General features: G+C 63.7%; 20 protein-coding genes and 3 pseudogenes. 10 read left to right on the forward strand and 13 right to left on the reverse strand.

Annotated features, from left to right (window positions below; genetic code table 11):
• Window positions 1–11: 11 nt before the first annotated feature.
• Entirely contained in the window at window positions 12–2,357 is a 2,346-nt protein-coding gene (locus tag AC1RQK_RS27795; protein ID WP_492812398.1) for an arylsulfatase, read from the reverse strand.
• Window positions 2,358–2,712: 355 nt separating this feature from the next.
• Between AC1RQK_RS27795 and AC1RQK_RS27800 the strand changes: the two genes are divergently transcribed.
• The 3 genes from AC1RQK_RS27800 (at window position 2,713) to AC1RQK_RS27810 (ending at window position 6,245) form a co-directional block, all read left to right on the forward strand.
• Window positions 2,713–3,870 (forward strand): porin, encoded by a 1,158-nt coding sequence (locus AC1RQK_RS27800; RefSeq protein WP_492812400.1) that lies wholly within the window; start codon window positions 2,713–2,715, stop codon window positions 3,868–3,870.
• Window positions 3,871–4,072: 202 nt separating this feature from the next.
• Window positions 4,073–5,389 (forward strand): MFS transporter, encoded by a 1,317-nt coding sequence (locus AC1RQK_RS27805; protein WP_492812402.1) that lies wholly within the window; start codon window positions 4,073–4,075, stop codon window positions 5,387–5,389.
• A gap of 145 nt (window positions 5,390–5,534) precedes the next feature.
• Window positions 5,535–6,245, forward strand: coding sequence for a TetR/AcrR family transcriptional regulator (locus AC1RQK_RS27810; RefSeq protein ID WP_492812404.1), 711 nt, complete (start codon window positions 5,535–5,537; stop codon window positions 6,243–6,245).
• Window positions 6,246–6,353: 108 nt separating this feature from the next.
• Here AC1RQK_RS27810 and AC1RQK_RS27815 read toward each other — a convergent pair.
• The 6 genes and pseudogenes from AC1RQK_RS27815 to AC1RQK_RS27840 all read right to left on the reverse strand — a co-directional run.
• Window positions 6,354–6,461: pseudogene (locus tag AC1RQK_RS27815) on the reverse strand (IS6 family transposase); the annotation flags it as partial.
• 112 nt (window positions 6,462–6,573) lie between these two features.
• Window positions 6,574–7,560 carry a tripartite tricarboxylate transporter substrate binding protein gene (locus AC1RQK_RS27820; RefSeq protein WP_492812406.1) on the reverse strand — a complete coding sequence of 329 codons (987 nt, stop codon included), beginning with the start codon at window positions 7,558–7,560 and terminating at the stop codon, window positions 6,574–6,576.
• Window positions 7,561–7,593: 33 nt separating this feature from the next.
• Complete coding sequence (locus tag AC1RQK_RS27825) at window positions 7,594–9,342, reverse strand: long-chain fatty acid--CoA ligase (RefSeq protein WP_492812408.1); 1,749 nt, start codon at window positions 9,340–9,342, stop codon at window positions 7,594–7,596.
• A 141-nt stretch (window positions 9,343–9,483) separates the two neighbouring features.
• Window positions 9,484–10,248, reverse strand: a complete 765-nt coding sequence (locus AC1RQK_RS27830; RefSeq protein ID WP_492812410.1) for a crotonase/enoyl-CoA hydratase family protein — start codon at window positions 10,246–10,248, stop codon at window positions 9,484–9,486.
• A 45-nt stretch (window positions 10,249–10,293) separates the two neighbouring features.
• Window positions 10,294–11,061 carry an SDR family NAD(P)-dependent oxidoreductase gene (locus AC1RQK_RS27835; RefSeq protein ID WP_492812412.1) on the reverse strand — a complete coding sequence of 256 codons (768 nt, stop codon included), beginning with the start codon at window positions 11,059–11,061 and terminating at the stop codon, window positions 10,294–10,296.
• Between the two features lie 42 nt (window positions 11,062–11,103).
• Complete coding sequence (locus AC1RQK_RS27840) at window positions 11,104–12,282, reverse strand: thiolase family protein (RefSeq protein ID WP_492812414.1); 1,179 nt, start codon at window positions 12,280–12,282, stop codon at window positions 11,104–11,106.
• Between the two features lie 406 nt (window positions 12,283–12,688).
• On the opposite strand from AC1RQK_RS27840, the gene AC1RQK_RS27845 reads away from it, so the two are divergent.
• Entirely contained in the window at window positions 12,689–13,372 is a 684-nt protein-coding gene (locus AC1RQK_RS27845) for a TetR/AcrR family transcriptional regulator (protein WP_492812416.1), read from the forward strand.
• Window positions 13,369–13,578: a flavin reductase family protein gene (locus tag AC1RQK_RS27850; protein ID WP_492812418.1), complete on the forward strand. Its 210-nt coding sequence runs from the start codon at window positions 13,369–13,371 to the stop codon at window positions 13,576–13,578. The genes AC1RQK_RS27845 and AC1RQK_RS27850 overlap by 4 nt, the downstream gene beginning before the upstream one ends.
• 525 nt (window positions 13,579–14,103) lie before the next feature.
• On the opposite strand, the pseudogene AC1RQK_RS27855 reads toward AC1RQK_RS27850, so the two are convergent.
• The 5 genes and pseudogenes from AC1RQK_RS27855 to AC1RQK_RS27875 form a co-directional block, all read right to left on the reverse strand.
• Window positions 14,104–14,238, reverse strand: a pseudogene (locus AC1RQK_RS27855) (IS110 family transposase); the annotation flags it as partial.
• Between the two features lie 23 nt (window positions 14,239–14,261).
• Window positions 14,262–14,900 (reverse strand): annotated as a pseudogene (locus AC1RQK_RS27860) (enoyl-CoA hydratase/isomerase family protein); the annotation flags it as partial.
• Between the two features lie 110 nt (window positions 14,901–15,010).
• Window positions 15,011–15,958, reverse strand: coding sequence for a VOC family protein (locus AC1RQK_RS27865; protein WP_492812420.1), 948 nt, complete (start codon window positions 15,956–15,958; stop codon window positions 15,011–15,013).
• Window positions 15,959–16,007: 49 nt separating this feature from the next.
• Entirely contained in the window at window positions 16,008–16,862 is an 855-nt protein-coding gene (locus AC1RQK_RS27870) for a fumarylacetoacetate hydrolase family protein (RefSeq protein ID WP_492812422.1), read from the reverse strand.
• A 105-nt stretch (window positions 16,863–16,967) separates the two neighbouring features.
• The gene (locus tag AC1RQK_RS27875; RefSeq protein WP_492812424.1) at window positions 16,968–18,560 is read right to left on the reverse strand and encodes a CoA-acylating methylmalonate-semialdehyde dehydrogenase; all 1,593 of its coding nucleotides are present in this window, start codon (window positions 18,558–18,560) and stop codon (window positions 16,968–16,970) included.
• A gap of 71 nt (window positions 18,561–18,631) precedes the next feature.
• Between AC1RQK_RS27875 and AC1RQK_RS27880 the strand changes: the two genes are divergently transcribed.
• The 3 genes from AC1RQK_RS27880 to AC1RQK_RS27890 all read left to right on the forward strand — a co-directional run bounded on the left by AC1RQK_RS27880 (window position 18,632) and on the right by AC1RQK_RS27890 (window position 20,920).
• The gene (locus AC1RQK_RS27880; protein ID WP_492812426.1) at window positions 18,632–19,558 is read left to right on the forward strand and encodes a LysR family transcriptional regulator; all 927 of its coding nucleotides are present in this window, start codon (window positions 18,632–18,634) and stop codon (window positions 19,556–19,558) included.
• A 584-nt stretch (window positions 19,559–20,142) separates the two neighbouring features.
• Complete coding sequence (locus tag AC1RQK_RS27885) at window positions 20,143–20,622, forward strand: hypothetical protein (RefSeq protein ID WP_492812428.1); 480 nt, start codon at window positions 20,143–20,145, stop codon at window positions 20,620–20,622.
• Window positions 20,623–20,644: 22 nt separating this feature from the next.
• Window positions 20,645–20,920 (forward strand): hypothetical protein, encoded by a 276-nt coding sequence (locus AC1RQK_RS27890; protein WP_492812430.1) that lies wholly within the window; start codon window positions 20,645–20,647, stop codon window positions 20,918–20,920.
• A gap of 615 nt (window positions 20,921–21,535) precedes the next feature.
• Here the strand turns inward: AC1RQK_RS27890 and AC1RQK_RS27895 are convergent.
• Window positions 21,536–22,078 (reverse strand): DUF6882 domain-containing protein, encoded by a 543-nt coding sequence (locus AC1RQK_RS27895; RefSeq protein WP_492812432.1) that lies wholly within the window; start codon window positions 22,076–22,078, stop codon window positions 21,536–21,538.
• Window positions 22,079–22,252: 174 nt separating this feature from the next.
• Between AC1RQK_RS27895 and AC1RQK_RS27900 the strand changes: the two genes are divergently transcribed.
• The gene (locus AC1RQK_RS27900) at window positions 22,253–22,540 is read left to right on the forward strand and encodes a hypothetical protein (RefSeq protein WP_492812434.1); all 288 of its coding nucleotides are present in this window, start codon (window positions 22,253–22,255) and stop codon (window positions 22,538–22,540) included.
• Window positions 22,541–23,190: 650 nt separating this feature from the next.
• A partial coding sequence (locus AC1RQK_RS27905; protein ID WP_492812436.1) for a PDC sensor domain-containing protein occupies window positions 23,191–23,678 on the forward strand: 488 nt, incomplete at its 3' end.

Raw genomic sequence — 23,678 nt, forward strand, 5'->3', positions numbered from 1 at the left:
GTTCTGTCTCCTTATTTGTAGCGCAGCCAGACTTCATGGACGGTGCCGCTGAACCGGAACGGTGCGCGGTCGAAATACTCATGCGCGACGGGCGAGCCGAGGTCGCACCCGATGTCGAAGGTTTCACATGCACTGAAGGCACCAGGCACCGTGATGCCCACCTCCGTCGCGGCAATCTGCTCGCCGTTCACGCGTAGCACATAGCTGGCGGCGCGCCTGGGTGCCCGGCCTTCGGACATCGTGAACTCGATCTCCAGGGCGTGCCTGCCTGCAGGGAGGCGATCGGGCGAGCGCACTTTGTAGCGGCACATCCCCAGCATGTTGTATTCGTAGGCGAGGTAGCCGTCGTCCATGAAGAGGCTGACGCCGCCGTTGAAGCCGCCCATGGCATAGAGTACGCCGCTGGCGCGCTCGCCGAACTCGGCATCCACGGTGGCGATGTGGTCGCGGGAGCGGATGTTCGGCGCGGCGTTCTCGGGAATGCGCGTGATGTCCCCACTAAAGCGCCAGGCAGCCTGCTTGGGGGCGACGCGGTCTGTCGGATGGATCACCACCCGATAGACCGCGCCCAACGGGTAGACCTTGTTGATCCCCGCCTGCGCGGCGAACATATCCTTCATCTGCGCCAGCTTCCCGGGCTGTTCCTGGGCCAGGTCCCGTGCCTGCGAATAGTCCGCGCGGATGTGGTAAAGCTCCCAGACATCGTTGTCCGGATCCCAGGTATCCAGCCCAGGCGTCGTGGTCACCCAGGGAATGCGCGGCCCGAACACACCTGCCGTCCAGCCATCGTGATGCACCATGCGGCTGCCGGCGACCTCGAAGTACTGCACGCCCTTGCGGCCGGCCGCGGCCGGCTCGGCGAAGGTGTAGGCCATCGATATGCCGTCCAGCGAATCCTGCGCCACGCCATTGAGTTCAAGCGGCGCAGTGATGCCCAGGATGTCGTAGATGGTGGGCGCGATGTCGCTTACATGATGGAACTGCGTGCGCGGCACGCTATCCGGCTTGATGCCGCGTGGCCACGAGACCACCAGGGGCGTGCGCGTGCCGCCGAAGTGGGCGGCAATCAGCTTGGTGCTCTGAAATGGCGTGGATCCGGCCCAGGCCCAGCCGGCGTGGTACATATTGTTGGTCTTGCGGCCGCCCAGCGCGTCGAGCCCGCCCAGGCCGTCCAGAACGTCAAGATGCTGCTCGATCGTGCTGGGGATGCGGTTCTGCGCAAGCAATTCGACAACGGTGCCGTTCTGTCCTTCCGCACTGCCGCCGTTGTCGCTGAACACAAAGAACACCAGCGTGTTCTCGCGCAAGCCCAGGCGTTCCAGTTCATCAATGATCTTGCCAAGCTGCGCGTCGGTATGTTCCAGGAAGCCCGCATAGACTTCCATCAGCCGCCTCTGGAAAGGGCGTTCGGCTTCGGGGATGCTGTCCCAGCCTGGCAGGGTGTCGGGGCGCGGCGTGAGCTCTGCGGATTCCGGGATCCAGCCCATCTCTTTCTGGCGCGCGAAAGCGCGTTCCCGGTAGGCATCCCATCCGTCGTCGAACTTGCCCTTGTACTTGTCGGTCCATTCCTTGAAGACCTGATGTGGCCCATGCACCGCGCCAGGCGCCCAGTACATCATGAATGGCTTGTCCGGCGTGATGGCGGTATGGCGGCGCAGCCAGCGCGCGGCTTTCTCGGCCATGTCCTCGGTCAGGTGGTAGCTCTCGTCATGCGGTGGCTCGATCAGCGTGGTGTTCTCGACCAGGCGCGGCTCGTACTGGGAGCTTTCGCCGCCCAGGAAGCCGTAGAAGTGGTCAAAACCGTGACCTGTGGGCCAGCGGTCGAACGGGCCCATCTGCGTGGTCAGGTTGGCGGGTGTGTTATGCCATTTTCCAAAGGCGGCGGTGTTGTAGCCCCAGGCCCGAAGCACTTCGGCCAGGGTGCCGGCGCTTTGGGGAATTACCCCAACGTAGCCGTCCCAGTCCGTGGCGTATTCGGAAATATGCCCGTAGCCGACGCGGTGCGCGTTACGCCCGGTGAGCAGCGAGGCGCGCGTGGGCGAGCACACGCCGCAGTTATGAAAGGCGTTGTAGCGGATGCCGCTGTCGGCTAGCCGCGTGAGCGTGGGCGTATGGATTTCACCGCCGAAGGTGTCCGGGTGCGCAAAACCCGCGTCGTCCAGCATCACGATCATCACGTTGGGCGCGTCCCGCAGCAGCGGCTCCGCTTTGCGGCGCTGGTGGGTGGACTCGGACAGCTTGCGTCCTGCCACGCTGGCACTGGGCGGCGCTGGAAAGGGCAGGTGGCTGCCCGCACCGGGGGTGGTGTTGTAGGTGCCGATACCGGACCCGGCCTCGGTCTTTTCGGGCTTCTCCATGTCGTCTCTCTCCATGTTTTGGCGCTGCATACGTGTACTGGACGGGTCAGGATAGCAATAATCTCCTGCATTAATACTTAGCATTATCCCTAGCGAGCTGATGCGCGGACCGCCAGTCATGTGGCGTCCTGGCCGCAACTGTGTCGAAATTGTGCTGCAAGATACACGCCATCATTGATGAGCCGAGAACAGGACGCAACGCGATCGGGAAATCCCCAGATGCCCGAACGAATTCGTGCGCTTAATCTCTCGCATTACAAATTAAGACATCGGATTAAACAAGGGCATGGCGCGGTCGAGCGCGGCACGCGTGTCCATGTGCGATCCCTTCAACGAACACAACGGAGGAAGACTGATGAAGAAGAAAGTGCTGTTCGCCGTGGCCGCTGCCAGCGTATTGGGGCAGGGGGCTTATGCGCAATCGTCGGTGACGCTGTACGGCGTCGTGACCGCAAGCATGCAGTACGTGAACCACGCGCAAAACGTAGCCAACGGCGTGCTGGCGCCCGGCAGCGGCTCCCAATACCTGATGAACTCGTCGGGCATCGCCCAGTCGCGCTTCGGCCTGCGCGGCGTGGAGGATCTCGGGGGCGGGCTGCAGGGCCTGTTCGTGCTCGAAAGTCAGTTCAACACCGACAACGGCCAGCTTGGCGGTGGCCTGTTGTTCGGCCGGCAAGCCTTTGTGGGCCTGAAGGGCGGCTACGGGCGGGTGACCTTCGGGCGCCAGTACACGTCTTCCTTCCTGACCATGGGCAACTTCATGCCCGCTGCCTACGCGCCCGAGTTCGAACCGGTAGTGGGCTTTGCCGGTCCGAACTTCCGCGAGAACAACATGGTCCAGTACCAGGGCCAGTTCGGTGGGGTCTCGCTGAACACGCATTGGTCCCTTGGCGAGCGCAGTGGCAGCCTGGCCGCGGGGTCGGCTTATGGCATCGGCGCCTCCTACTTTTCCGATGGCTTTGGCCTTGGTGTGGCCTATGACGAGGTGAAGACGCTTAACACTGCCCAGGCCACTGGCGCTTCCGGCTCGAACGATTATGGCCGCGACATGCGCGCCGCCATCGGCGCGAGCTATACGCTTGGCAAGGTCAAGTTGATGGGCGGCTACCGCTGGGGCAATTCGGTGGCGCCCGCCACCGGCACGCCTACGCTGCTGCCGCATCGCGACGATATGTACTGGCTGGGCCTGAACTGGGAAGCGACGTCGGCGCTGCGCCTGACATTGGCCTATTACTACGACGACATCAAGCAGGCCACCATCGCCGGCAGCAAGGTCAATCCACCGAATCCGCAGCAGTATCTGGCGCTGGCGGATTACAGCATTTCCAAGCGGACCGATTTCTTCGCCGCGGCGATGTATGCGCGCAATGCTTCGCTGAACTGGGACAACATCGCTTACCTGCCCAACGGGCAGTCGGTCGGCTATTTGCCGGCCACCTCGCAGACGTACTACAAGACGCCGGGCGCCAGCGGGCAGCTCGGGGTTTCGCTGGGCATCCGCACGATCTTCTGAGGGCGCTGTCCCGCGTACAGCGCTGCGTGCGCCGCACGCAAGGCCGATCCGCCGCGTACGGGGAAAACCCCAGTGTGCGCTGCGTTCGATTACAACTAAGCTCGATGCCCTAGGTAATCCTGGGGATTAATTCAAGGTGGTCGGTGCGGCACCCGAGGTGGTTCTCGGCGTGCCCGCCGCATGCGCCATGGAGTACTGAACCATGCCGGATTCGCTGACAACTTCCCCGCCGCAGGACGCCATGCGCGACCAGGGTGCCGCCGTGCGCGCCAACGCGTACCAGCCCCGCAAGGCATGGGCGATGGCCACCTGGCTGACGGTGTTCTCCTCCATCAACTTCCTGGACAAAGTCGTGCTGGGCATGGTGGCCGTGCCGGTCATGCGCGAGCTTCACCTCAGCCCGACGCAGTTCGGCCTGATCGCGGGCAGCTTCTTCTGGCTGTTCTCTGTGTCGGCGGCCGTCGTGGGCTTTATCGGCAACCGAGTGGCGGCGCGCTGGCTGCTGCTGACCATGGCGATCCTGTGGTCGCTGGTGCAGCTTCCGGTGGCGTTCGCCTCCGGCGCCGCGGCGCTGCTGGCGTCGCGCGTGATTCTCGGCGCGGGCGAGGGACCGGGTTTTCCGGTATCGGTGCACGCGCTGTACAAGTGGTTCCCACACGAGAAGCGCAACCTGCCGGTGGCCCTGATCAACCAGGGCGCGGTATTCGGCTTGCTGCTGGCAGGGCTGGCCGTGCCCTTCATCACGCAGCACTGGGGCTGGCGCGCCAATTTCCTCCTACTGTCTGCCGCGTCGGCACTGTGGGCGCTTGGCTGGCTGTGCTTCGGCCGCGAAGGCACGCTGCAAGCCGAGCCGGTGCGGCTTGCAGCGGGCCGGCGTGTGCCTTACCGCCGGCTGCTCACGGATGCGACCGTGTTGTCGGGCTTCGTGGCCGGCTTCGCGGCTTATTGGGGGCTCGCCTTGGTGCTGACCTGGATGCCGTCCTACCTGGAGCAGGGGCTAGGATATGACGATGTGACCGCCGGCAGGATGTTCGCGGTCATCGTGGCCGTTGGCGTGCCGGTCAGCCTGACGCTGAGCTGGTGCTCGCAGCAGTTGCTGCGGCGGGGCGCTTCCTCGCGCGTGGCGCGGGCGGTGTTCGGCAGCGCTTGCGTCGGCGCCGGCGGCTTGCTGTTCCTGGCGCTGCCGCTGCTTTCGCTTGCGCCGGGGGGGAAGGTGGCGTTGCTGGCGCTGGCGGCGACGCTGCCGCCGGTTGCGTTCGCGGTAGGGCCGGCCATTCTTGCAGAGATCGTTCCCGATGCGCAGCGCAGCGCCATCATCGCGCTGAGCACGGCGGTGGCGACCAGCGCCGGCGCGATCGCGCCGGTGGTGATGGGGCGCCTCGTGCAGGTGCAGGGCCATGCCGGCGCGCATGGTTTCGAGCTCGGCTTCACGGTGTGCGGCGCGGTCATGCTGGTTGGCGCCATCATCGGCGTGCTGGGCCAGAATCCCGCGCGGTCGCTGCGGCGCTTGCGCGGCTAGTCATACTTGTCTCAGACGCGGGCGGCATGCTTGCCCGCTTGATGGCATTGCACCCATAATTCCAAATATTAAAATATGGGAACAACAGTTTATGAGCCATGGACGCCAGCGTTCTCTTGCTACGGTCCTTGCCGATAGCGCGCTAATGGAAAAGCCGCCGGCGCGAAAGGCTTCAGCCGAGGCCGGGCAGGCCAGCGGCAATCCGCTGGAAAGCGAGACGGCCCGGCGCATGCTTGAGATCGCCGAGCGTCTGTTTGCCGAGCATGGCGTCGAACTGGTGCCGCTGCGCCAGATCGTGGTCGAAGCGGGCCAGCGCAACCGCTCGGCGCTGCACTATCACTTTGGCTCGCGCGAGGCGCTGGTCAGCCAGCTGCTTAATTTCCGCCTGACCCATATCAACAAGGTGCGCAACCACTACCTGGACGAAGTCGAGGCGGCCGGCCTGGGTGGCGATGTGCGGGCCATCGTGGAGGCATCGATCAGCGCGCTTGCCGATACCATCTGCGACACGCCCTGGGGCGCGCTCTATGTGCAGGTGCTGGCGCAGGCCACCTTCAGCCCGAGCCTGGTCAACGCGGACATGATCGATTTCGACGCGATGTCCGGCGTGCTGCGGTCCAGGAAGATGATTGCCGCTGCGTTGCCCGGCATCCCGCGCAAGGTCTTGCATAACCGCCAGATGTGGTTCAACAACAGCGTGGTCTATTCGCTGGCGCAGTGGTGCCGCCAGACCCAGGGCCCTGCAAAGCGCGGCCAGCCTCCCGTCGCGGACCTGGTGGATTACTGCACCGCCGCGCTGATGGCGCCCATCGGCAAGCTGCGGGCGGTGCCGCGCAGCAGGACCCGGGCCGCTTGACGCGGGGCATGATTGCACGGGGGATACGAAATTGCGCTATCACGGTCACCGGAGCAGTAGGACATCATGTTCGGTACCGTACTGATCGACTGCCCGCCATAGCAGTTAAGGCTCACCGCGCAGCGTAACAAGCACTTCGTCCAAATGCCATGTACTGCTGGGCTAGCGGCGGGCGGCCTTGACGCGGTGCGCGAAGCCCTCACCAAATTCATCGCACTATCTGGCGCAACCGCTTCGGCAACGTGACGACGCCACGGGCACGGGCCAGCACAGGTGGGACGTTACACAGACGGTCTCACCTGTGCTCAGCGGGGGCGCGGCCGGGCGCTCAGTCGAGCTGAATATGGGCGTCGCGCACGATGCGGGCCCACTTAGGCGTATCCGTGCTTACCAGCGCCGCCAGTTCCTCAGGCGTGGAGCCTACCGGCTGGAGCCCCATGGTCGCCAGCCGCTGCCACACCTCGGGCACCTTCGTGATGCGGGCGACCTCGGCCGACAGCCGGGCCGTGATATCGCGCGGCGCGCCTGCCGGGAGGAAAAAGGCGAGCCAGCCGCTGGCCTCGAAACCGGCAAAGCCGGCCTCGGCGAAGGTCGGCACTGACGACAGCGCCTTGTGCCGCTGCGCGCCAGTGATGCCGAGGACACGGAATTTTCCCGAGTTCAGGTAAGGATAGGCCGACGACACGTCAATAAACGCCGAGTCCACCTGCGCGCCCAGCAAGTCGCTCACAAGTGGCGCCGCCCCCTTGTAGGGGATGTGGACCAGGTCGATGCCGGCCTGCATCTTGAACTGCTCGCCGTGCAGGTGAGATGACGTGCCGTTGCCGTAAGAGCCGTAGCTGAGCTTGCCCGGGCTGGCCTTGGCCAGGGCCACGAACTCGGCCAGCGTGCGGGCCGGCACCCGATTGGGTACCACGAACAGGTCCGACGAGCGTGCCACCAGCGAAACCGGTGCGAAGTCACGCTCCACGTTGTACGGAACCTTCTTGTACAAACCGGGAGACTGGATCATCGCGGTGATGGCAAACAACATCGTATAGCCATCCGGTGCCGCCTTAGCCACGATGTCGTTGCCCAGCATGCCGCTGGCGCCGGGCTTGTTGTCCACCACCACCGGCTGGCCCAAGGACTGGGACAGCCGCTGCCCTATCAGCCGGGCCACCGTATCGGTGCCGCCACCGGCCGGATAGGGCACCACCAGCCGCAGCGGGCGCGAGGGATAGGTGCTTTGCGCGCGTACGCTCCCGTTTCCCAGCGCCGCCGCGCCAACCAATGCGGCCGCTTGCGCCAGCCAGTGTCTTCTTTCCATCTGCATGGCTATCTCCTCTGCTTTATATTCCGGTATTTCTCAGTCTGCGCGGCCCTGCAACGCCGACGCTTGCTCGGCTTCCTGCAGCGTTCTCCACAAGATCTTGCCGGTTGCCGACTTCGGCAGCGCATCCACAAAGCCAATGAGGCGGGGCACCTTGTAGGCTGCCAGCCGCTCACGGCACCACTGGATGATCTGTTCGGCACTGGCCTCTTCGCGCCCCTGCATGTCAGGCTTGAGCGCAATCACGGCCTTGACCGTCTCGCCGCGGCGCTCGTCCTGGACGGCGATCACGCAAACCTCATGGATGGCCGGGTGCCCGTAGAGCAGGTTCTCCACCTCGGCCGGCCAGACCTTGAAGCCGGACGCATTGATCATGCGTTTGAGCCGGTCGCGCATGAAGAAATAGCCGTCGTCGTCGATGAAGCCGAGGTCGCCCGTACGCAGGAAGCGCTTGCCGTCAATCTCGATAAAGCTCTCCGCATCGGCCTCCGGATTACGCCAGTAGCCTCGCATCACCTGCGCGCCGCTGGCGACGATCTCTCCCAGCTCGCCTTGCGGCAGCTCGGCGCCGGTCTGCGTATCGATCACGCGCGCATCGACCCCGAAGGTGGCGATGCCCAGGTATTCCCGCTTTGGGCGGTGACGCGGATTGGACAGCAGGAAAGCGGCGGTCTCGGTCATGCCATACGCCTCGATATAGCGCAGGCCGAAGCGCTCCTGCAGCATGTCTGCCACGGCATCGGGCATGGCCGCCCCGCCGCCGCCCAGGAAGGCCAGGCTGGAAAGATTGCGCTCAAGGATGCCCGGCTGGGAGAAGAAGTCCACCAGCATGGCCGGGGTCGTGGCCCAGTTCGAGACACGGTAGCGCTCGATCAGCTCCGCGGCCAGCGCGCGGTCCCAGCGCGGCAGCAGCACGATGGTGGCCCCCAGGTAAAGTGGCGCATGGATGCCGTTCTGCATGCCCAGCATGTGGTACAGCGGCGCTACGGACAGGAAGACTGTCTCGGGCGTATTGCTGCGCCAGATCTGCGAGCCCACCGCCGCGCTCATCAGCGTGCCATGGGTGTGGATGCAGCCCTTGGGGTGGCCGGTCGTGCCAGAGGTGTAGGCCAGCATGCACATCGTGTCATGGCTGGCGGTGTGCGGCGCCGGTGCCAGGCCGGCCACATCCGCGTCCTGCCAGCGCACCAGCGTGCCGCCTGCCGGGGCCTGCTGCGCCGGCAGCGCGCAATCGCGCAGCCAGGCGGGAACTGCCGGGCCGTCGTCCGCAGCGGCCGGCACCATGTCTGCGTAGTCGTGGACGATCACGTGCGGGAGCGCGGCGCCGTGCAGCGGCGCCAGGCGCTCGTACAGCTCGGAGGCGGCGAAGGCCACGCGCGCTCCGCTGTCGCCTGCCACGTGCTCCAACTCCGCGGTCAGCCACATCGGGTTGGCCGGCACCACCACGGCTTCGGCGCGCAGGATGGCGTAGTAGGCAATGATGAACTGCGGGCAGTTCTGGGTGTACAGCAGCACGCGGTCGCCCGGCACGACGCCGCAGGCTCGCTGCAGGTAGCCGGCCATGCGCTCGATCTGTTCGTGCAGCGTGGCATAGCTGATCGCGCGGCCGAAGTACTGGATGGCGGTCTTGTCCGGGTAGCGGCGCGCGGCCACTGCTACGTTGTAGAACAGGCTGGTGCGAGGCACATGCACTGCTGCGGGCAAGCCGGGGGGCCAGAAGGGGGACAAGCCTGAGGCTTGGGCAGCCCTCGGTTGCGCGGCGTCGGGGGGGAATGGTTGTGTCATGTTGTACCGGTGTCTGTAAAGATGAAAACGGTGAGCGGCCGGACACACAGTTCCATCGAGACAGATCTTGCAAGTGCGAACGACCTTGGCCGCGGATGGCCGCTTGACGCAGCGATCGCAGCCATGTTGCAGCCATGTGGCTTATTTCCCGGCCCAGACGGGCTTGCGCTTCTCGGCGAATGCCGTTGCTCCTTCGCGGGCGTCGGCGGAAGCGAAGACAGGGTCGAGCAGCGGTTTCTGCCGCGAGAACATTTCCTCTCGCGACCAGTCGCCGGACTCCGCCACCACGTGCTTGCTGGCGGCAATGGCGAGCGGACCGTTGGCGCCCACCGCGGCGGCGAGTTGCAGTGCGCCGTCGAGCGCGCCGCCGGCATCGGTCAAGCGGTTGACGAGGCCCAGTTCGTAGGCGCGTTCGGCCGGGAGCACGTCGCCGGTCAGCGCGTATTCCATGGCAATGTGGTACGGCACGCGGCGCGGCAGGCGGATCAGGCCGCCGGCTGCCGCTGCGAGGCCTCGCTTCACTTCGGGCAGGCCGAACTTCGCCTCGCGCGATGCCACCACCATATCGCAAGCCAGCACCAGCTCGAAGCCGCCGGCCAGTGCGTAGCCTTCCACGGCGGCAATCAGTACCTTGCGCGGCGCTCGCTCGGTCACGCCGCCAAATCCGCGGCCCGGAATGCTCGGACGTTTGCCGGCGAGAAAGCCCTTCAGGTCCATGCCGGAGCAGAAGGTGCCGCCGGCGCCGGTCAGCACGGCAAGGCTCAGGTCGTCGCGGGCGTCCAGTTCGTCTAGCGCGGCGGCGATGGCGGTGGCCGTCTCGAAGTCCATTGCGTTGCGGGCCTGCGGACGGTTGATGGTCATCACCATCACGTTGCCGCGGGTTTCCAGCAGAAGCGTGTCACTCACAGGGTGTCTCCTTTCCTCGATGGGTTGGATGTGGAGCGGCGCGCTTTAGCGTGCTGCCATGCGGATGGCGCCGTCCAGACGAATGGTCTCGCCGTTCAGCATGGCGTTCTCGAGGATGTGCATGGCGGTGGAGGCGTACTCGTCCGGCGCGCCCAGGCGGGCCGGGTGTGGCACCGAGGCGCACAGTGCGGTCTTTACGTGCTCGGGCAAGCGGGCCAGCAGCGGGGTGTCGAACAGGCCAGGGGCAATCGTGCACACGCGGATCATGCGCTGCGCCAGGTCGCGCGCGGCGACGAGGGTCATGCCGACGATGCCGGCCTTGGCCGAGGCGTACGGGATCTGGCCGATCTGGCCTTCGAAGGCGGCCACCGAGGCGGTCAGCACACAGGTGCCGCGTTCGCCGTCCACCGGTTCGTTGGTTGCCATGCGCGCGGCGGCCAGGCGTAGTGCATTGAAGGTGCCGATCATGTTGATGCGCACCACGTGCTCATATTTCTCCAGCGCTCCGGGCGAGCCGTCCTTCTCCACCACGCGGACCGGCGCGCCAAGGCCAGCGCAATGCACCAGGGCGCGCAGCGGGGCCAGCGCGACGGCAGCGTCGAAGACGCGCGTCATCTGCCCGGTGTCGGTCACGTCGGCCTGCACGAAGGTAGCCTGGCCGCCCAACGCGTCAAGGGCGGCAGCACCGCGCTCTTCGGACACGTCCGCGATCACGACCTTCACGCCTTTTTCCACAAGGCGGCGTGCGCTGGCGAGGCCCAGGCCCGAAGCGCCGCCGGTAACGACGGCAGACATGGTGTTGTCGAGTTTCATGCAGTATCTCCTGTGTCTTCTACGTATTCGGGGAGGCGCGGTTCAGACGCGCTCGATGATGGTGGCGTTGGCCATGCCACCGGCTTCGCACATCGACTGCAGGCCGAAGCGCTCGCCGCTGGCTTCCAGCGCATGCAGCATGGTGGTCATCAGGCGCACGCCCGAGGCACCCAGGGGGTGGCCCAGCGCGATGGCGCCGCCGCGTGGATTCAGGCGCGCGCCGTCGGCCTTCATGGTTTTCTGCCAGGCCAGCGGCACGCTGGCAAAGGCCTCGTTGATCTCGTAGTGGGCGATCTGGTCGAGCGTCATGCCGCTCTTGGCCAGCACGCGCTGGCTCGCGGGGATGGGGGCGGTCAGCATCTCCACGGGATCGGCGCCGATCACGTCGAAGCCGACGAAACGGGCACGCGGCTTGAGCCCCAGCTTGATTGCCATGCGCTCGCTGACGATCAACATGGCGGCGGCACCGTCGCTGATCTGCGAGGCGTTGCCGGCAGTCACGCCCCAGCCGAGTTGCGGGAAGCGCGTGCTGAGTTCCTCGTTGCGGAAGGGCGACGCCAGCGTAGCAAGGCGCTCGACCGTGGTGTTGGCCCGGATGGTTTCATCCTGCGCCACCAGCCCGCCGGGCGTGCGAATGGGCAGGATTTCGCGTGCGAAGCCGCCGGCTTCCCGTGTCGCGGCGGCGCGATGGTGGGAGCGTGCCGAGTAGCTGTCCATCTGCTCCCGCGAGATCTCCCACTTCGCCGCGACCAGCTCGGCGGCCACGCCTTGCGACACCAGGCCCGGCGCGTAGCGCGCCTCCATCGAGGGGCCATACGGGTTCTGGCCAATGCGGGCCGAGCCCATCGGCACGCGGCTCATCGATTCGATGCCGCAGGCGATGACCACGTCATAGGCGCCGGCCATGATGCCCTGGGCGGCAAAGTGCACGGCCTGCTGGCTTGAACCGCACTTACGGTCGATGGTGGTGGCCGGCACGTGCTCCGGGAAGCCTGCGGCCAGCCAGGCCACGCGGCCAGGGCCGGCGGATTGCTCGCCGGCCTGCGTGACGCAACCGGTGATGATGTCGTCCACCAGCCCAGGGTCGAGGTTGTTGCGCTGAACCAGCCCGGCGAGCACTTGCGCCAGCAACTCCGTGGCGTGCAGCTCGGTGAAGGCGGAGCCGGGCTTGGAGCGGCCCAGGGGCGAGCGGATGGCATCGACAATATATGCCTGTTGCATGTTGATACTCCTTTTGTATTCGCGTTTGGGAGGGGATAGAGGCCGCGCGCCGATGCCCTCTATGGCAAGGGCAGTGGGATGACTGACGGTGTGAAGCTCGTGTTCGCTGTCGCACGCGCTGTCAGCGCCACGAAGAGATGGCCAGGCGTGTTCTTTGCTCGATTCATGAATGTCTCCTCGTGATTATTTGAGCTGGACGCTGGTTCGAGGATGGGCGCGTCACAGCCATGTCGCGCAGGGATGCAATACCGGCGGAGCGGCTCCCTACGATTTCCTGAATCATAGATACTTGCCATCTGTCTGGCAAGTGTAGGTGTTAAGATGCCTTCGCCGTCGCGTCATAACAGGTGGCCGCAAGGCGGGTTGGTAAGATAGCGGCGACAATCAGGTATCCCTTTCTTCACGTATGGAAAATCAACCTCAAGCCCCAAGCCAGAAGCCGGTAAAGTCCCGCCGCACGCAGCATGAAAGAAGGGAAGAGGCAACGCGGCGCATTCTCGAAAGCGCGATCGAGCTAATCTGCGAGAAGGGCATGGCCGGCGTCACCATGCGCGAAATTGGCGCGCGCTCCGGTTACAGCCGCGCTTTGACCGCGCATCACTATGGAGACAAGGAGGGCCTTCTCGTCGCCCTGGTTGACCAGATTGGCGTGAACATCCGCAAGGCGCGACTGGCCAACAGTCACGCGAAGCCTGGCCTGGAAACCGTTCTGGAAATCGTTCGCTTCACCCTCGGGCGGGATCCGGCGCACCTCAAGGTGCTGCATGCGTTCAACGTGATTCTTTCCGAGGGGCGCAGCCCGGGTGGACCAGTCGCATTGGCGCTAGAGCGTATGACGCGCGAGTCAGCGGCACATATCGAAGCCGAGCTTCGAATCGGCATTGAGGAAGGCGAGATTCGATCCGACCTGGATCCGGCCGAGGAGGCAATGGCGATCGTCGGGACGATCCGAGGCATCTCCGCGCAGTTCTTGTTTGGAGCGAGCCACGTCAACGCCGAGGGCGTGCGCCAGTCGATCGTGAGTATTCTCGAGCGCGGGCTGGCGTCACTGCCAACGCGTTCAGTTCGGTCTCGCTCGATCCGCCGTTGATTCTCTGGAGCCAGTCGCTCACGTCGCGCAGCTATCCCGCATTCCGCGAGAACGATCATTTTGTTGTCAACATTCTCGCCGACGACCGGGGCGCCGTCTCCGATCACTTTTCCCGCGCCGGCAAGGACGAGTTCCAGGCCATCGACTACGACGATGGGCTGTGTGGTTCGCCAGTCCTGCCGGGCGCGGCCGCCTATCTGGGGTGATCGTCATTTTCCCGTAGATGGATACGGTTATTAATCAGCCCCAAGTCCCTTGTTGGCGCGGGGTGCAGCCCATTCGCCTGACCTTATTGCGGCCATCCGTGCACTTGCCGTACAGTTTTGTCCCGAACGACTGATGCCCTCAGCAACCTGAGTCAGGGCTTGTTAAGCCAGCTGGTGGTCAGTGTCAGCCGGCTCTTTCAGATCGGCCTGTATATCTTGACGGCTGCCGTGGCTGTGCCCACTGCCCTCGAAGGCAGCTCGCACATGGACCTCTTGCCTGGCACGCGCCGTGTCACCTGACCCCCTCTGCCGGTGAGCGCAATAGCCTGCACCGCTCACGCTCAACACCCGGCAGGCACGGCTGATCGAACGGCCGACCCTCAATCCGTCACGACCTTGGCCGCCAACGGATGCGCAGCCTTGGCCTTGGCCCACGCTGCGCATCAATCGATGATCGGCTTAGCTTACGACGCAGAAAAACGAAGGAAATGGTCTGACCGGAAAGATCCTCCTGTCCCTCACCAAGGGCGACGGGTAGCGCTTGAGCAGATCGGGCACGGCCGGATGGTTTAGGGGCGGCCTCAGAACCCGTTCCAGTGCAGGATGGATCTGGGTGAGCAGGCCGTGAATGCGGTTACTGGTTTGGGTGATTTTGGCAGCGTGGCAGCTTCCAGTACTCCTCGGGAAATGGCATTCAGGTGTTTCTTCATGCCGAGGAGTGCTATCGGGGCCATGCCGGCAAGCTGGCTGGTCAGTTGTTCCATGCGAGCAGCCAGATCCGCCGCCGGTACGATCTCCGTCAGGAATCCCAGCCGCAACATCGTTTCGGCGTCGATCTTTTCGGCGCTAAGAAACAGCCGCTTGGCGGCGTTAATCCCCAGGCGCGAGACATAGCGTTCCATGCCGCCGCGGTAGAAATGCAGGCCCAGGCGAGCTGCGGACATGAACATGTCACAGTGGGGGACGCCAATACGGAAGTCACAGGCCAGACAGAAATCCGTTGCCCCGCCGTACACGCCGCCGTTGATGGCGGCGATGGTCACGGGGCGGGCCGCCTCGATGGCATCCATCACTTCCCCAAAGTTGAAAGCGCCTTCATCGGCCTTTCCAGTCAGGAATGCAATGTTGTAGCCACTGCAGAAGTACTTCCCCGTAGCGGTAAAGCGCAGCACAAGGACCCGCTCCATGTCGTTGACCGCGTCGACGTGGGCCTTGAGTACGCGTAGGTCAGCGGGACTCAACCGGTTGGCTACTTCCGGGCGGCGTAATGAGATCGTGGCTACCGATTCATCCACGTGAAGTTGAGGCGTGTGCTCATCCATAGGGCGACGTATCTCCGGTCGTTGTCATGTACTCGCCGTCGGCGCGCCGGCCCGATGATCCTTATTCCCTGTTATTCGGAGGCAAGGCATCGGCTGCGACGCGGCGCTGGCTAGACCTCTCGGATCTGCTGGAAGAATGCGGAAGGCACTTCCGGGCCCCAGGTCCACAACTGATCGTCCGTGCCTTCGACTGTCGTTGCCGGAACGGTGTTGTCATAGAGGTCGCCGTCGGCATAGTGCTCGACGCGCAAGCCATCCGGATCCCACCAGTAGTCGAACACCTGACTACCCAGGACATGCCGACCGATGCCCCAGTGGGCCTTGTGCCGCCTGGACTTCAACCACTCATGGCCCATATGAACCGCGTCGATATCCTGAACCTCGAAGGAAACATGATGGACGTGTGATGTCCCGGCCTTCGAGAACAGCAGGGTATGGTGATCGGTGGGTGTCGCTCCCCGGTCACAACGCATGAAGAAGCCGAGGAATTCGTCCTGTGAGCCGGGTTGCAGCATCGCGTCTGAAACGATCATGCCCAGGTTGCGAACAGCCCAGTCCTTTGTTGCCACCGGATCTGGCACGCCGAGGGCGACATGCCCCAGGCGGAGCACCTGGCAGGGTCCGTGTTCCGGGCGCTGCGGTACATTGAAGCGCGCCTTCCGAATTCCCTCGTTAAGCACCGATGGCGGACGCACCGGTAATTCGGGGGCATCCTCGACGCCGTGGACAAGCTCCAGACTTATCCCGCCCGGCAACGCGACGTTCACGCAAAGGCCTCCACCGGGACGGCTAAGCTCACGTATACGCGAGGCGCCCTCGATGCGGGCGGCAAGCGCAAGGTCGTCCGCACTGTCCACTTCGAGGCCAATTGCCTTGAGAGATGGTTCAGCGGATGGTTCGGCCACGTAAATGTAGGGACTGGAAAGGGCCCCGCGGAAATAGGCGGCGTTTCCAGGCCAATCTACAGGCACCAGGCCAAAGTCGGCCATGAAACTTCGGGTCTTTCCGAGGTCACTGACCCCATAGACCACATACTTTCCACCACGAATTTTGATCACGTCGTCTCCTTCTGCATGCTGTTGGTAGGCGCGGTGGGCGGGGCCGGCTTCAGCCTCTTGCAACGATGGGATTCGTCACCGCTACGATGCCCTGCACAGCCACCTCGACGACGGATCCAGGCTTCGCGTAGATGCGTGGGTTCCGGCCAAATCCAACACCTGATGGCGTACCAGTAGCGATCAGGTCGCCGGGCTGCAAACTGATCGTGCGCGTAATGAATTCAATGATCTGTCCGACGGAGAACACCATGTCTGCAGTGGTGCCGTCCTGCATGATTTCACCGTCCACCCTGGTCGTCAGCCGCGTGTTGGCGGGATCGATCGAGTCCGCAGTAGCGATGATCGAACCCACTGGACCGCTGCCATCGAGATTCTTGCCCAGCGCCCACTGGCCAGTGCTGAGCGTCATGCTCTGGAGTTGGGACGCCCGTCCGCTTAGATCATTGAAGACCGTGTAGCCCAGTACACCTTCCAATGCTTGCTCCGGATTCGCTTCCAGCAGCGGCTTCCCAATGATCGCGGCAAGCTCGACCTCCCAGTCGATGCCGTCCGGCTCCGTCGATGGCACCGGCACTGGGGTGCCAGACGTCACCAGCGTCGAAGCCCAGCGCGCAAACAGATTGGGGAAAGGCGGCGTCGGGAGTCCACCTTCCTTGCCATGCTCGACATAGTTGATTGCCACGCAGATGATCTTCGCGGTCAACGGGACAGGTACTGCCAGGCTGACGTCGGCGAGCGGCAGGGAGCCTTTGTGCAGCGTCCGCGCCTGCTCCAGCCAGGCGTCGGTATCCCTGTAGAAGTTGCCTAGGGATGTCAGTGGTTCGATGAGGCCATCTATCAGGACACCGATGTTGGCGTCGGACTGGACACCGGTGTTGGAGGGGCGATAAGCGATCAGGCGCATGGGAATGCTCCAAAGTCATTTGCTTGGGACTGCTGCGAGCCAGCAGGGGTGGTTCACCGTAGGGGCGAGGCGTCGACCATGCGATGGCACGATGGCCATCGCGCCTCAGGCGCTGCCGCTGAAGGCCAGCGACACGGGGGACGCCTTCTGGTCCGGCTCGGGCCATCGCTGCGAAACGGTCTTGAGCTTGGTGTAGAAGCGCGCGGCGTCGGGTCCGTAGAGATGGGATTCACCGAACTTCGAGCGGCGCAGTCCGCCGAAATTGAAGTAACCCACGGGCAAAGGCACCGGGACGTTGACCCCGATCATGCCGGACTCGATCTCGGTCATGAAACGATGTGCCGTCTTGCCGTCGCGGGTGAAGATGACCGAGCCATTGCCGTAGGCGTGCCTGTTGGTCACGTTGACGGCCTCATCGAAGGTCTCGGCACGCATGATGCCGCGCGCCGGCCCGAAGACCTCCTCCTTGTAAAATTCCATATCGGACGTGACCCGGTCGATCAGCGTGGGGCCAAGGTAGTAACCGCTTGCATGGCCCGGCACACTCAGATCCCGTCCGTCGAGCACAAGGTCCCCACCAGCCTCCACGCAATCGCGAATCGCTCGCTCCACCGCCAGCTTGGACTGCGCTGAAATCACGGCACCGAAGTCGGCGGCGGGGTTGTTGTAGGGGCCCACGCGGAGCGCCTGAATCTTTGGCACGAGCAGCTCGCGCAGGCGCTCGGCCGTTCCGGCGCCAACGGGCAGCAGTAACGACACGGCCATGCAGCGCTGGCTCGCCGAACCGTAGCCAGCGGAAACGAATGCATTGGCTGCGGCCTCCAGATCGGCATCTGGCATCACCACCATGTGATTCTTGCCACCGGTAAATGCGGCTACACGCTTGTTGTGGGAGGAGCCCTTTTGGTAGATGTATTCACCCACGGCCGTGGAGCCAACGAAGCTGACACCCGCGATGCCAGGATGTTCGAGGATCGCGTCGACCATCTCCTTGTCGCCCTGGACGACATTAAATACGCCATCGGGCAACCCGGCTTCCTTCCACAAGCGCGCAAACTCGAGTGCGGCACTCGGCACCTTTTCCGATGGCTTCCAGACCACTCCGTTGCCGACGGCCACGGCCATGGCAATCATCACGGCAGGCACCATGATGGGAAAGTTGAATGGCGTGATGCAGCCGACCACGCCGATCGGCACACGCATCGAAAATACGTCGATATCGCCGCCAACATTCGTCGCATACTCGCCCTTGGTCACGTGCGGCGCATTGGTCGCAAACTCAATGGCCTCGATGGCGCGGGCGATCTCGCCCTTTGCGTCGGCGATCGTCTTGCCATGCTCGCGGCCGATGGTCTCGGCCAGCAGGTCGATATTGGCGGTCATCAGCTCACGCATTTTGAAGATGACAGCCTGGCGCGTCGCATGCGAGGCGCGCCCCCAGCGCTTTCCCGCTTCGGTGGCGGCCACGACCGCATGATCGAGCGTGGCCCGATCCGCATAGGCGCAGCGCGCAATCTCTTCGCCAAGCGAGGGGTTGTAGACCGGGCCGGTACGATGGCCCGTGCCGGCTTCATGCTTGCCCGCGATGAAGTGCCCGATGTGATTGGTCATGCTTTGTGTACCTCCCTGAGCGATCGCCCGAACTTCGTGAATTGGTTCTGCATTGCGTGCAGTGACACCGTACGGCAGATCGTACACCTGCGTTTATGCAATTGGTGTGGCAAAATATGCAAGGCAACTATGCGTTTTTGCATTTGTAGGAGAGCGCCTTGAACCAGTTCAATTGGGACAACTTGCGGGTATTTCTTGGCGTGGCGAGGGCGCAATCTGCGCTGGAGGCCTCGCATGCGCTGGACATGAACCAGTCCACCATTTCGCGACGCTTGCAGCGGCTGGAGGAGGACATCGGGTCGAAACTGTTTGATCGCAGTTCGCAAGGGCATCGCCTCACGAGCGCTGGTCACCGCTTGCTGGAGCACGTCGAGAAGCTGGAGAGCACGCTTGCAATGGTGGAATCCGACGTCTTTGGCGACAGCCTTGCGCTGACAGGCGAGATAAGGCTGGGCGCTACTGAAGGGTTCGGCAGCTACTTTCTGGCCCCGCACGTCGCGCATTTCTGCACACGCCATCCAGGCATCACGGTCGACCTGTTGCCGATGCCCAGAAACATCAATCTGTCGAAGCGCGAAGCCGATGCATCCGTCACCGTCGACCGGCCTACCATCGACAGCTTTGTCACCAGCAAGCTGGCGGAGTACCGGCTCTTGCCCTACGCCACACGCGAGTATTTGCGCCGTCACCCTCCTATCCATGGTGTGACAGACCTTCCTGGTCACAGATGGATCGACTATGTGGACGATCTGGTTTTCGCGAAGCAACAGTTCAGTCTCCAAACGTGGCTGCCCGGGGCCAAGCCGTTCATGCGTAGCACAAGCGTTATCGCGCAGTTCCAGGCCGTCCGTTCCGGGCTCGGGGTGGCGGTCTTGCCTTGTTTCCTGGGCGCCGCTTCGAAAGAGCTCGTTCCCATCCTTCCCGCGCGGATCGATATCACCCGGACTTTCTGGCTCGTCGCGCCGCAGGAACGGCGGGAGCTTGCCCGAATCAAGGCACTCTGGGATTACTTGCGCCGGGTCGCCGACGCTAACGCGGATTTCCTGATGGGCAAGTCCGGAAAGATTGAATGGCTGGCCGGCTGAGCGATAAACTCGGACGGGGACTTCTTGGCGAAGGCACAGCCGGACGGCCATCCGGCAGCGGCATCAAGGCGTCAGCGGCGATCAAGCGCACTTCGGCATAGTCGCCGGGACCTAAAAGGCGCACGACCGTCCCAGCCGCGATCAGCCTGAAGGGCACAGCGTGGATGACCGCTCTGGATCGCTCTCCGGACCTCCACTATGCCGGGTTCGGATGACAGGATCTCGGCCTGAACAGCCCTTCGAACTATCGCGTTGGACGTCGCAGAAGGGTCGGTAAGAGGCGGTGTGCAGCCGGGTGGTAGGGCACGATAACGAGCACTTCGCCGAGGGGGCAGCGTCGAGGTTTTACTCGGGGGCGTCTCCGAAGACCCGGACGGCCAAGTCGTGCTCGAATTTGGTCGACCAAGAATCACGAGACCCTGCTGCATAGTGCATCAGAGTGCCTGTCTCTGGTCTCAGCACGCTGACCAGGCGATCCAGTTTCCCGGTCATGTCGCAGACGCTAAAGTCGGCGGCGATGAACCCGTGTCGACGACAGGCATTGGTAAAAGCTTCGCGCTCCGCGGTCCCAGGAGGACGCCGAGATGATGCTGGGCATCCCGCGATCGGTGGCCACCAGGCTGGTCACCGAGGGGATCATCACGCCCGCCCTCGGGCCGCGGCGAAAGCTCCTCTTCACGTTTCAGGACATGGTGCTTCTTCGTACCGCAAATTCCCTGCACGGCGCCAAGATCCCTACGCGGCTGATTGTCCGCGCGCTGGCGAGGGTGAAGGCGTCTCGCGGCACCGGCCAGCCGCTGACCGGTGTGCGGATCCGTGCGATGGGCAACGAGGTGGCGACAAAGGACGAGGGTAGGGGATGGCAGGCCGTGTCAGGCCAGATGCTGATGGACTTCGAGCCAGGTGAACTTGGCGCGGCGGTCGTGGCGTCTCTGCACGATGCACGGGCGCCGGCGGCCGACGCGCAGGATTGGTTTCTCATCGGTGCCGAGCTGGAAACAGAAGCCGATCGAAGCCGAGGCAGCGTACCGTCGCGCACTGGAGGCCGAACCGACATTTCTTGATCCATACCTCAACCTGGGCTGCATGCTGTGCGACGCAGGCCGGTTCGTCGACGCGATGGCACTCTACCGTTCCGGAATCTCATATCTGCCGAACGAACCCCTGCTGCACTTCAATCTTGGTGTCGCCCTGGAGGACATGAGCCAAACAGGGGAGGCGCTCTCAAGTTACGAGCGATGCATCACGCTTGCGCCGGGCTTTGCTGATACCCACTTCAACGCAGCCAGAATTTACGAAACGCTTGGTAATGGGGTGCGGGCAATCCGACATTTCAATGCCTACCGCCGGCTGCAGACTTAACTTATTGCGCAGGTCGCCTGCGGAGAGGCGGCTGGTCCAAGGGGTGACGTGGATCCGCGCCAGAGGGCGTCAGAGTGGGTGCCAGTTCAATAACACAATAAACTGCCTGCCGAGGGACGGCCACCAGGCGTGCGCAGCGCGCCCGGTCACCCCGGCGAACAGGCACCGCTAAACATAACGCGGGTGCTGTCTAAGGTTGTTCGCGGCTGTCGGCATGAAAAAACCGGGCACGTTTTGGCCCGGTTTCATTTGCGGCAAGGTGCTCGGCCAGGCTTGGCAATGGCAAGCGACGGTCTTTACGGCTGCAGTCCATGCCCAACGCCTTGGCGGCGGCGCTGCGAACCGTGTGAAGTAGAGAGCGCACTATCGCATGGGGCCTTTGGCGCGTCTAGGAGGCGGCGCTTTCGCTCAACTGGTGCCGGGCATGGGGCTAGCCCGGCGCGTCCAGCAGCACGGGGCGCCGGCACGGCCTCGAAGGCGGGGCCGCAGCTGGAGTTGATGTGATCGCATTTACGTAACGTGTACGGATTTGATTGAGGTTATTGCTACAAGCGTGACAAGTTATCTGCCAGTGATGGCGCTAAGTTCCTGGTCAGTTTTCGTGAACACTTAGCCTCACTTGTTGATCGTCACGGTGCCATAAGTCATGAACACCCGCGCCGAGCCAGACGGGCCGCTATAGCCGCCCTGCCCACCGCCGAGGTGGCAGGCGAGCGCGGTGAATTCCCAGGCATCGTCTATCGACGCGGCGATCTTGCGGGTGGTTAGCCTCTCCAGCCCATATTGCTGACCGAAGTCTCGCACGCGTCGGGCGTGCTCGCCGAGCGCCTCAGGTACCGAAGGGTGGTCCCAGCCCCATAGCCAGGTGCCGTCTTCGGTATCGTAGGTGCCAACCACCTGCACCGGCGAGGTCACCACCAGCCCATTCTCGGCATTGGTGAAGATGATCGTCCCAGCGTCGAGATCGGCGTTCCACGAGGCGGTGTCGAGGCCCCACATGTCGATCGCGGCTTGCGTGCGCATCCGCATTTCGTTATTCGCGCGCGCAATGGTGAGGTCTGGTTCGGGAAGAGTCGCAGCGTCGCGGTGGTCACCATGACCGTCCCTCTCAGCGTCTTTATCACCACCGCCAAACAGCTTCTTCAGGAAACTAGCCATCCGCATCCTCCATTTTCCAAACGCGTTCTTTGCGAACACGCACTGTCGATTTTTCGAGCGACCGATTCTAACGCCGGCCGCGCCGGCATAAGCGAAACATCGAAATGACTAAAGACCAGCACCTCGACGATCAGGAACAGCAGTACCGGGAAAGCGTAGACAAGTCGATTGCCTATGATGCGTCTTTTTTTTGTCCAACAAGGCTTCTCGCGGGATGAAGCATTAGCGAAGGCGCGACAGATCAACGCCAACCAACAGGCGGCCGAAGTGGATCCGACGTGCGCGCTGGGAACGCTCGCTGAAGCGCAATCTCCAATCCCGCCAGTCGGCAAGGAAGGCCAGACGCTGGAGGCGGCGCCGGCCAAGCGTGCCGACCCCATGATGTGCGCGATACTGCGCGTCCTCGCGCACATCATGATTCTCGAAATGACGCTGCAGATAGCCAGCCTCGATCCGCTCTAATTTCGTCGGCCAGTCGGGATGCAGACCTCGCATCTGCAGATTTCGGTGACGGTGCATGGCCGGTGGCGTGGCGAAGGCGATCGCCGGCAATCCGGGCGTGGCGTTGCCAGGCCGAAATAGAAAAGGGCGCTCCGCAGAGCGCCCCCAAAGCAGGAAGTTGGGGGTCCGCCCACCCGAAGATAGCTGCCGACGCTGATCCCAATTTTTCGCTTGCAATTGTCAAAGTATTCCACCCTCAAGTCAACGGACCATCTTTCCGACGAGGAACTTGCCGCCGTGGCGGCGCTACTATCAAGTGAGTGTTAAGCATGTTCGAGCGGCTGACGGGCTCCAACCGCGGCGCCATTGCCTTGCACCAGGAGATGCTACGGCTTGCCGCCTCCCTCATGACGGTCACGGCGGTGGCGAGATCGTCCTACGCGACGCGGTCGACTGGATGCCCTACAAGCTGGGGCAGGCTAGTTGGGCAAGCCATGGGGCAGGTCAATGTGGACTGCCCCATGGCCCCAGGCTGGCTGCGGCGCGCGAGGGACGCCCTCCCGGTTCCACGCGGTGAGCACGTGACTAGAGTGGTGCTGCTTGTCGAGTTCGCCGACATCGACTAGCCTGCTATCGATGTCGATTCTTCGCTGCGCTGCGATACCCATTTGATGCCAGAACGCTCGATCACCCGATATGGCAAGGCGCTGCAGCGCCTGCGCCAGGTCTTTTCCCCGTTGAACCTGGGGGCGGCGGCGTGGTTGATCGCAACATGGGCGTTCGTGACGTTTCAGCTCGTGAGCGAACGGGACCGCTTGCTGCACGACGCCGCGGAGCGTACCCAGGCGCAGGCCCGGGCGTTCGGCGCGTACTCGAAATCCAGCATCCTGCGGCTGTCCGAGTTCCTCCTCGACCTGCGGGCCAGTTGGCTGGTCGGCCAGCCGGGGTTCGTCGACATGGTGCGTGAGCGGGAGAACCTGGTGGTGGACCTGTCGTTCCAGGTGTCGGTGATCGACAAGCAGGGCCTGCTCGTCTACTCGTCCATCGCCCCGCCCGCGCCCGGCGAAAAGGTCGACCTGAGCGGGCGCGAGCATTTCCGGGTCCATCAGAACGCGGGCGGGCGCGACATCCTGTTCATCAGCGACCCGGTGAAGGGCAA

The sequence above is a fragment of the Cupriavidus sp. GW822-FHT02D05 genome (genome assembly GCF_058802485.1).

Coding starts and splice junctions, on each gene's coding strand:
- AC1RQK_RS27795 (WP_492812398.1), bottom strand. CDS start 2,357: ATGGAGAAGCCCGAAAAGACCGAGGCCGGGTCCGGTATCGGCACCTAC.
- AC1RQK_RS27800 (WP_492812400.1), top strand. CDS start 2,713: ATGAAGAAGAAAGTGCTGTTCGCCGTGGCCGCTGCCAGCGTATTGGGG.
- AC1RQK_RS27805 (WP_492812402.1), top strand. CDS start 4,073: ATGCCGGATTCGCTGACAACTTCCCCGCCGCAGGACGCCATGCGCGAC.
- AC1RQK_RS27810 (WP_492812404.1), top strand. CDS start 5,535: ATGGAAAAGCCGCCGGCGCGAAAGGCTTCAGCCGAGGCCGGGCAGGCC.
- AC1RQK_RS27820 (WP_492812406.1), bottom strand. CDS start 7,560: ATGCAGATGGAAAGAAGACACTGGCTGGCGCAAGCGGCCGCATTGGTT.
- AC1RQK_RS27825 (WP_492812408.1), bottom strand. CDS start 9,342: ATGACACAACCATTCCCCCCCGACGCCGCGCAACCGAGGGCTGCCCAA.
- AC1RQK_RS27835 (WP_492812412.1), bottom strand. CDS start 11,061: ATGAAACTCGACAACACCATGTCTGCCGTCGTTACCGGCGGCGCTTCG.
- AC1RQK_RS27840 (WP_492812414.1), bottom strand. CDS start 12,282: ATGCAACAGGCATATATTGTCGATGCCATCCGCTCGCCCCTGGGCCGC.
- AC1RQK_RS27845 (WP_492812416.1), top strand. CDS start 12,689: ATGGAAAATCAACCTCAAGCCCCAAGCCAGAAGCCGGTAAAGTCCCGC.
- AC1RQK_RS27870 (WP_492812422.1), bottom strand. CDS start 16,862: ATGCGCCTGATCGCTTATCGCCCCTCCAACACCGGTGTCCAGTCCGAC.
- AC1RQK_RS27885 (WP_492812428.1), top strand. CDS start 20,143: ATGATGCTGGGCATCCCGCGATCGGTGGCCACCAGGCTGGTCACCGAG.
- AC1RQK_RS27890 (WP_492812430.1), top strand. CDS start 20,645: ATGCTGTGCGACGCAGGCCGGTTCGTCGACGCGATGGCACTCTACCGT.
- AC1RQK_RS27895 (WP_492812432.1), bottom strand. CDS start 22,078: ATGGCTAGTTTCCTGAAGAAGCTGTTTGGCGGTGGTGATAAAGACGCT.
- AC1RQK_RS27900 (WP_492812434.1), top strand. CDS start 22,253: ATGATGCGTCTTTTTTTTGTCCAACAAGGCTTCTCGCGGGATGAAGCA.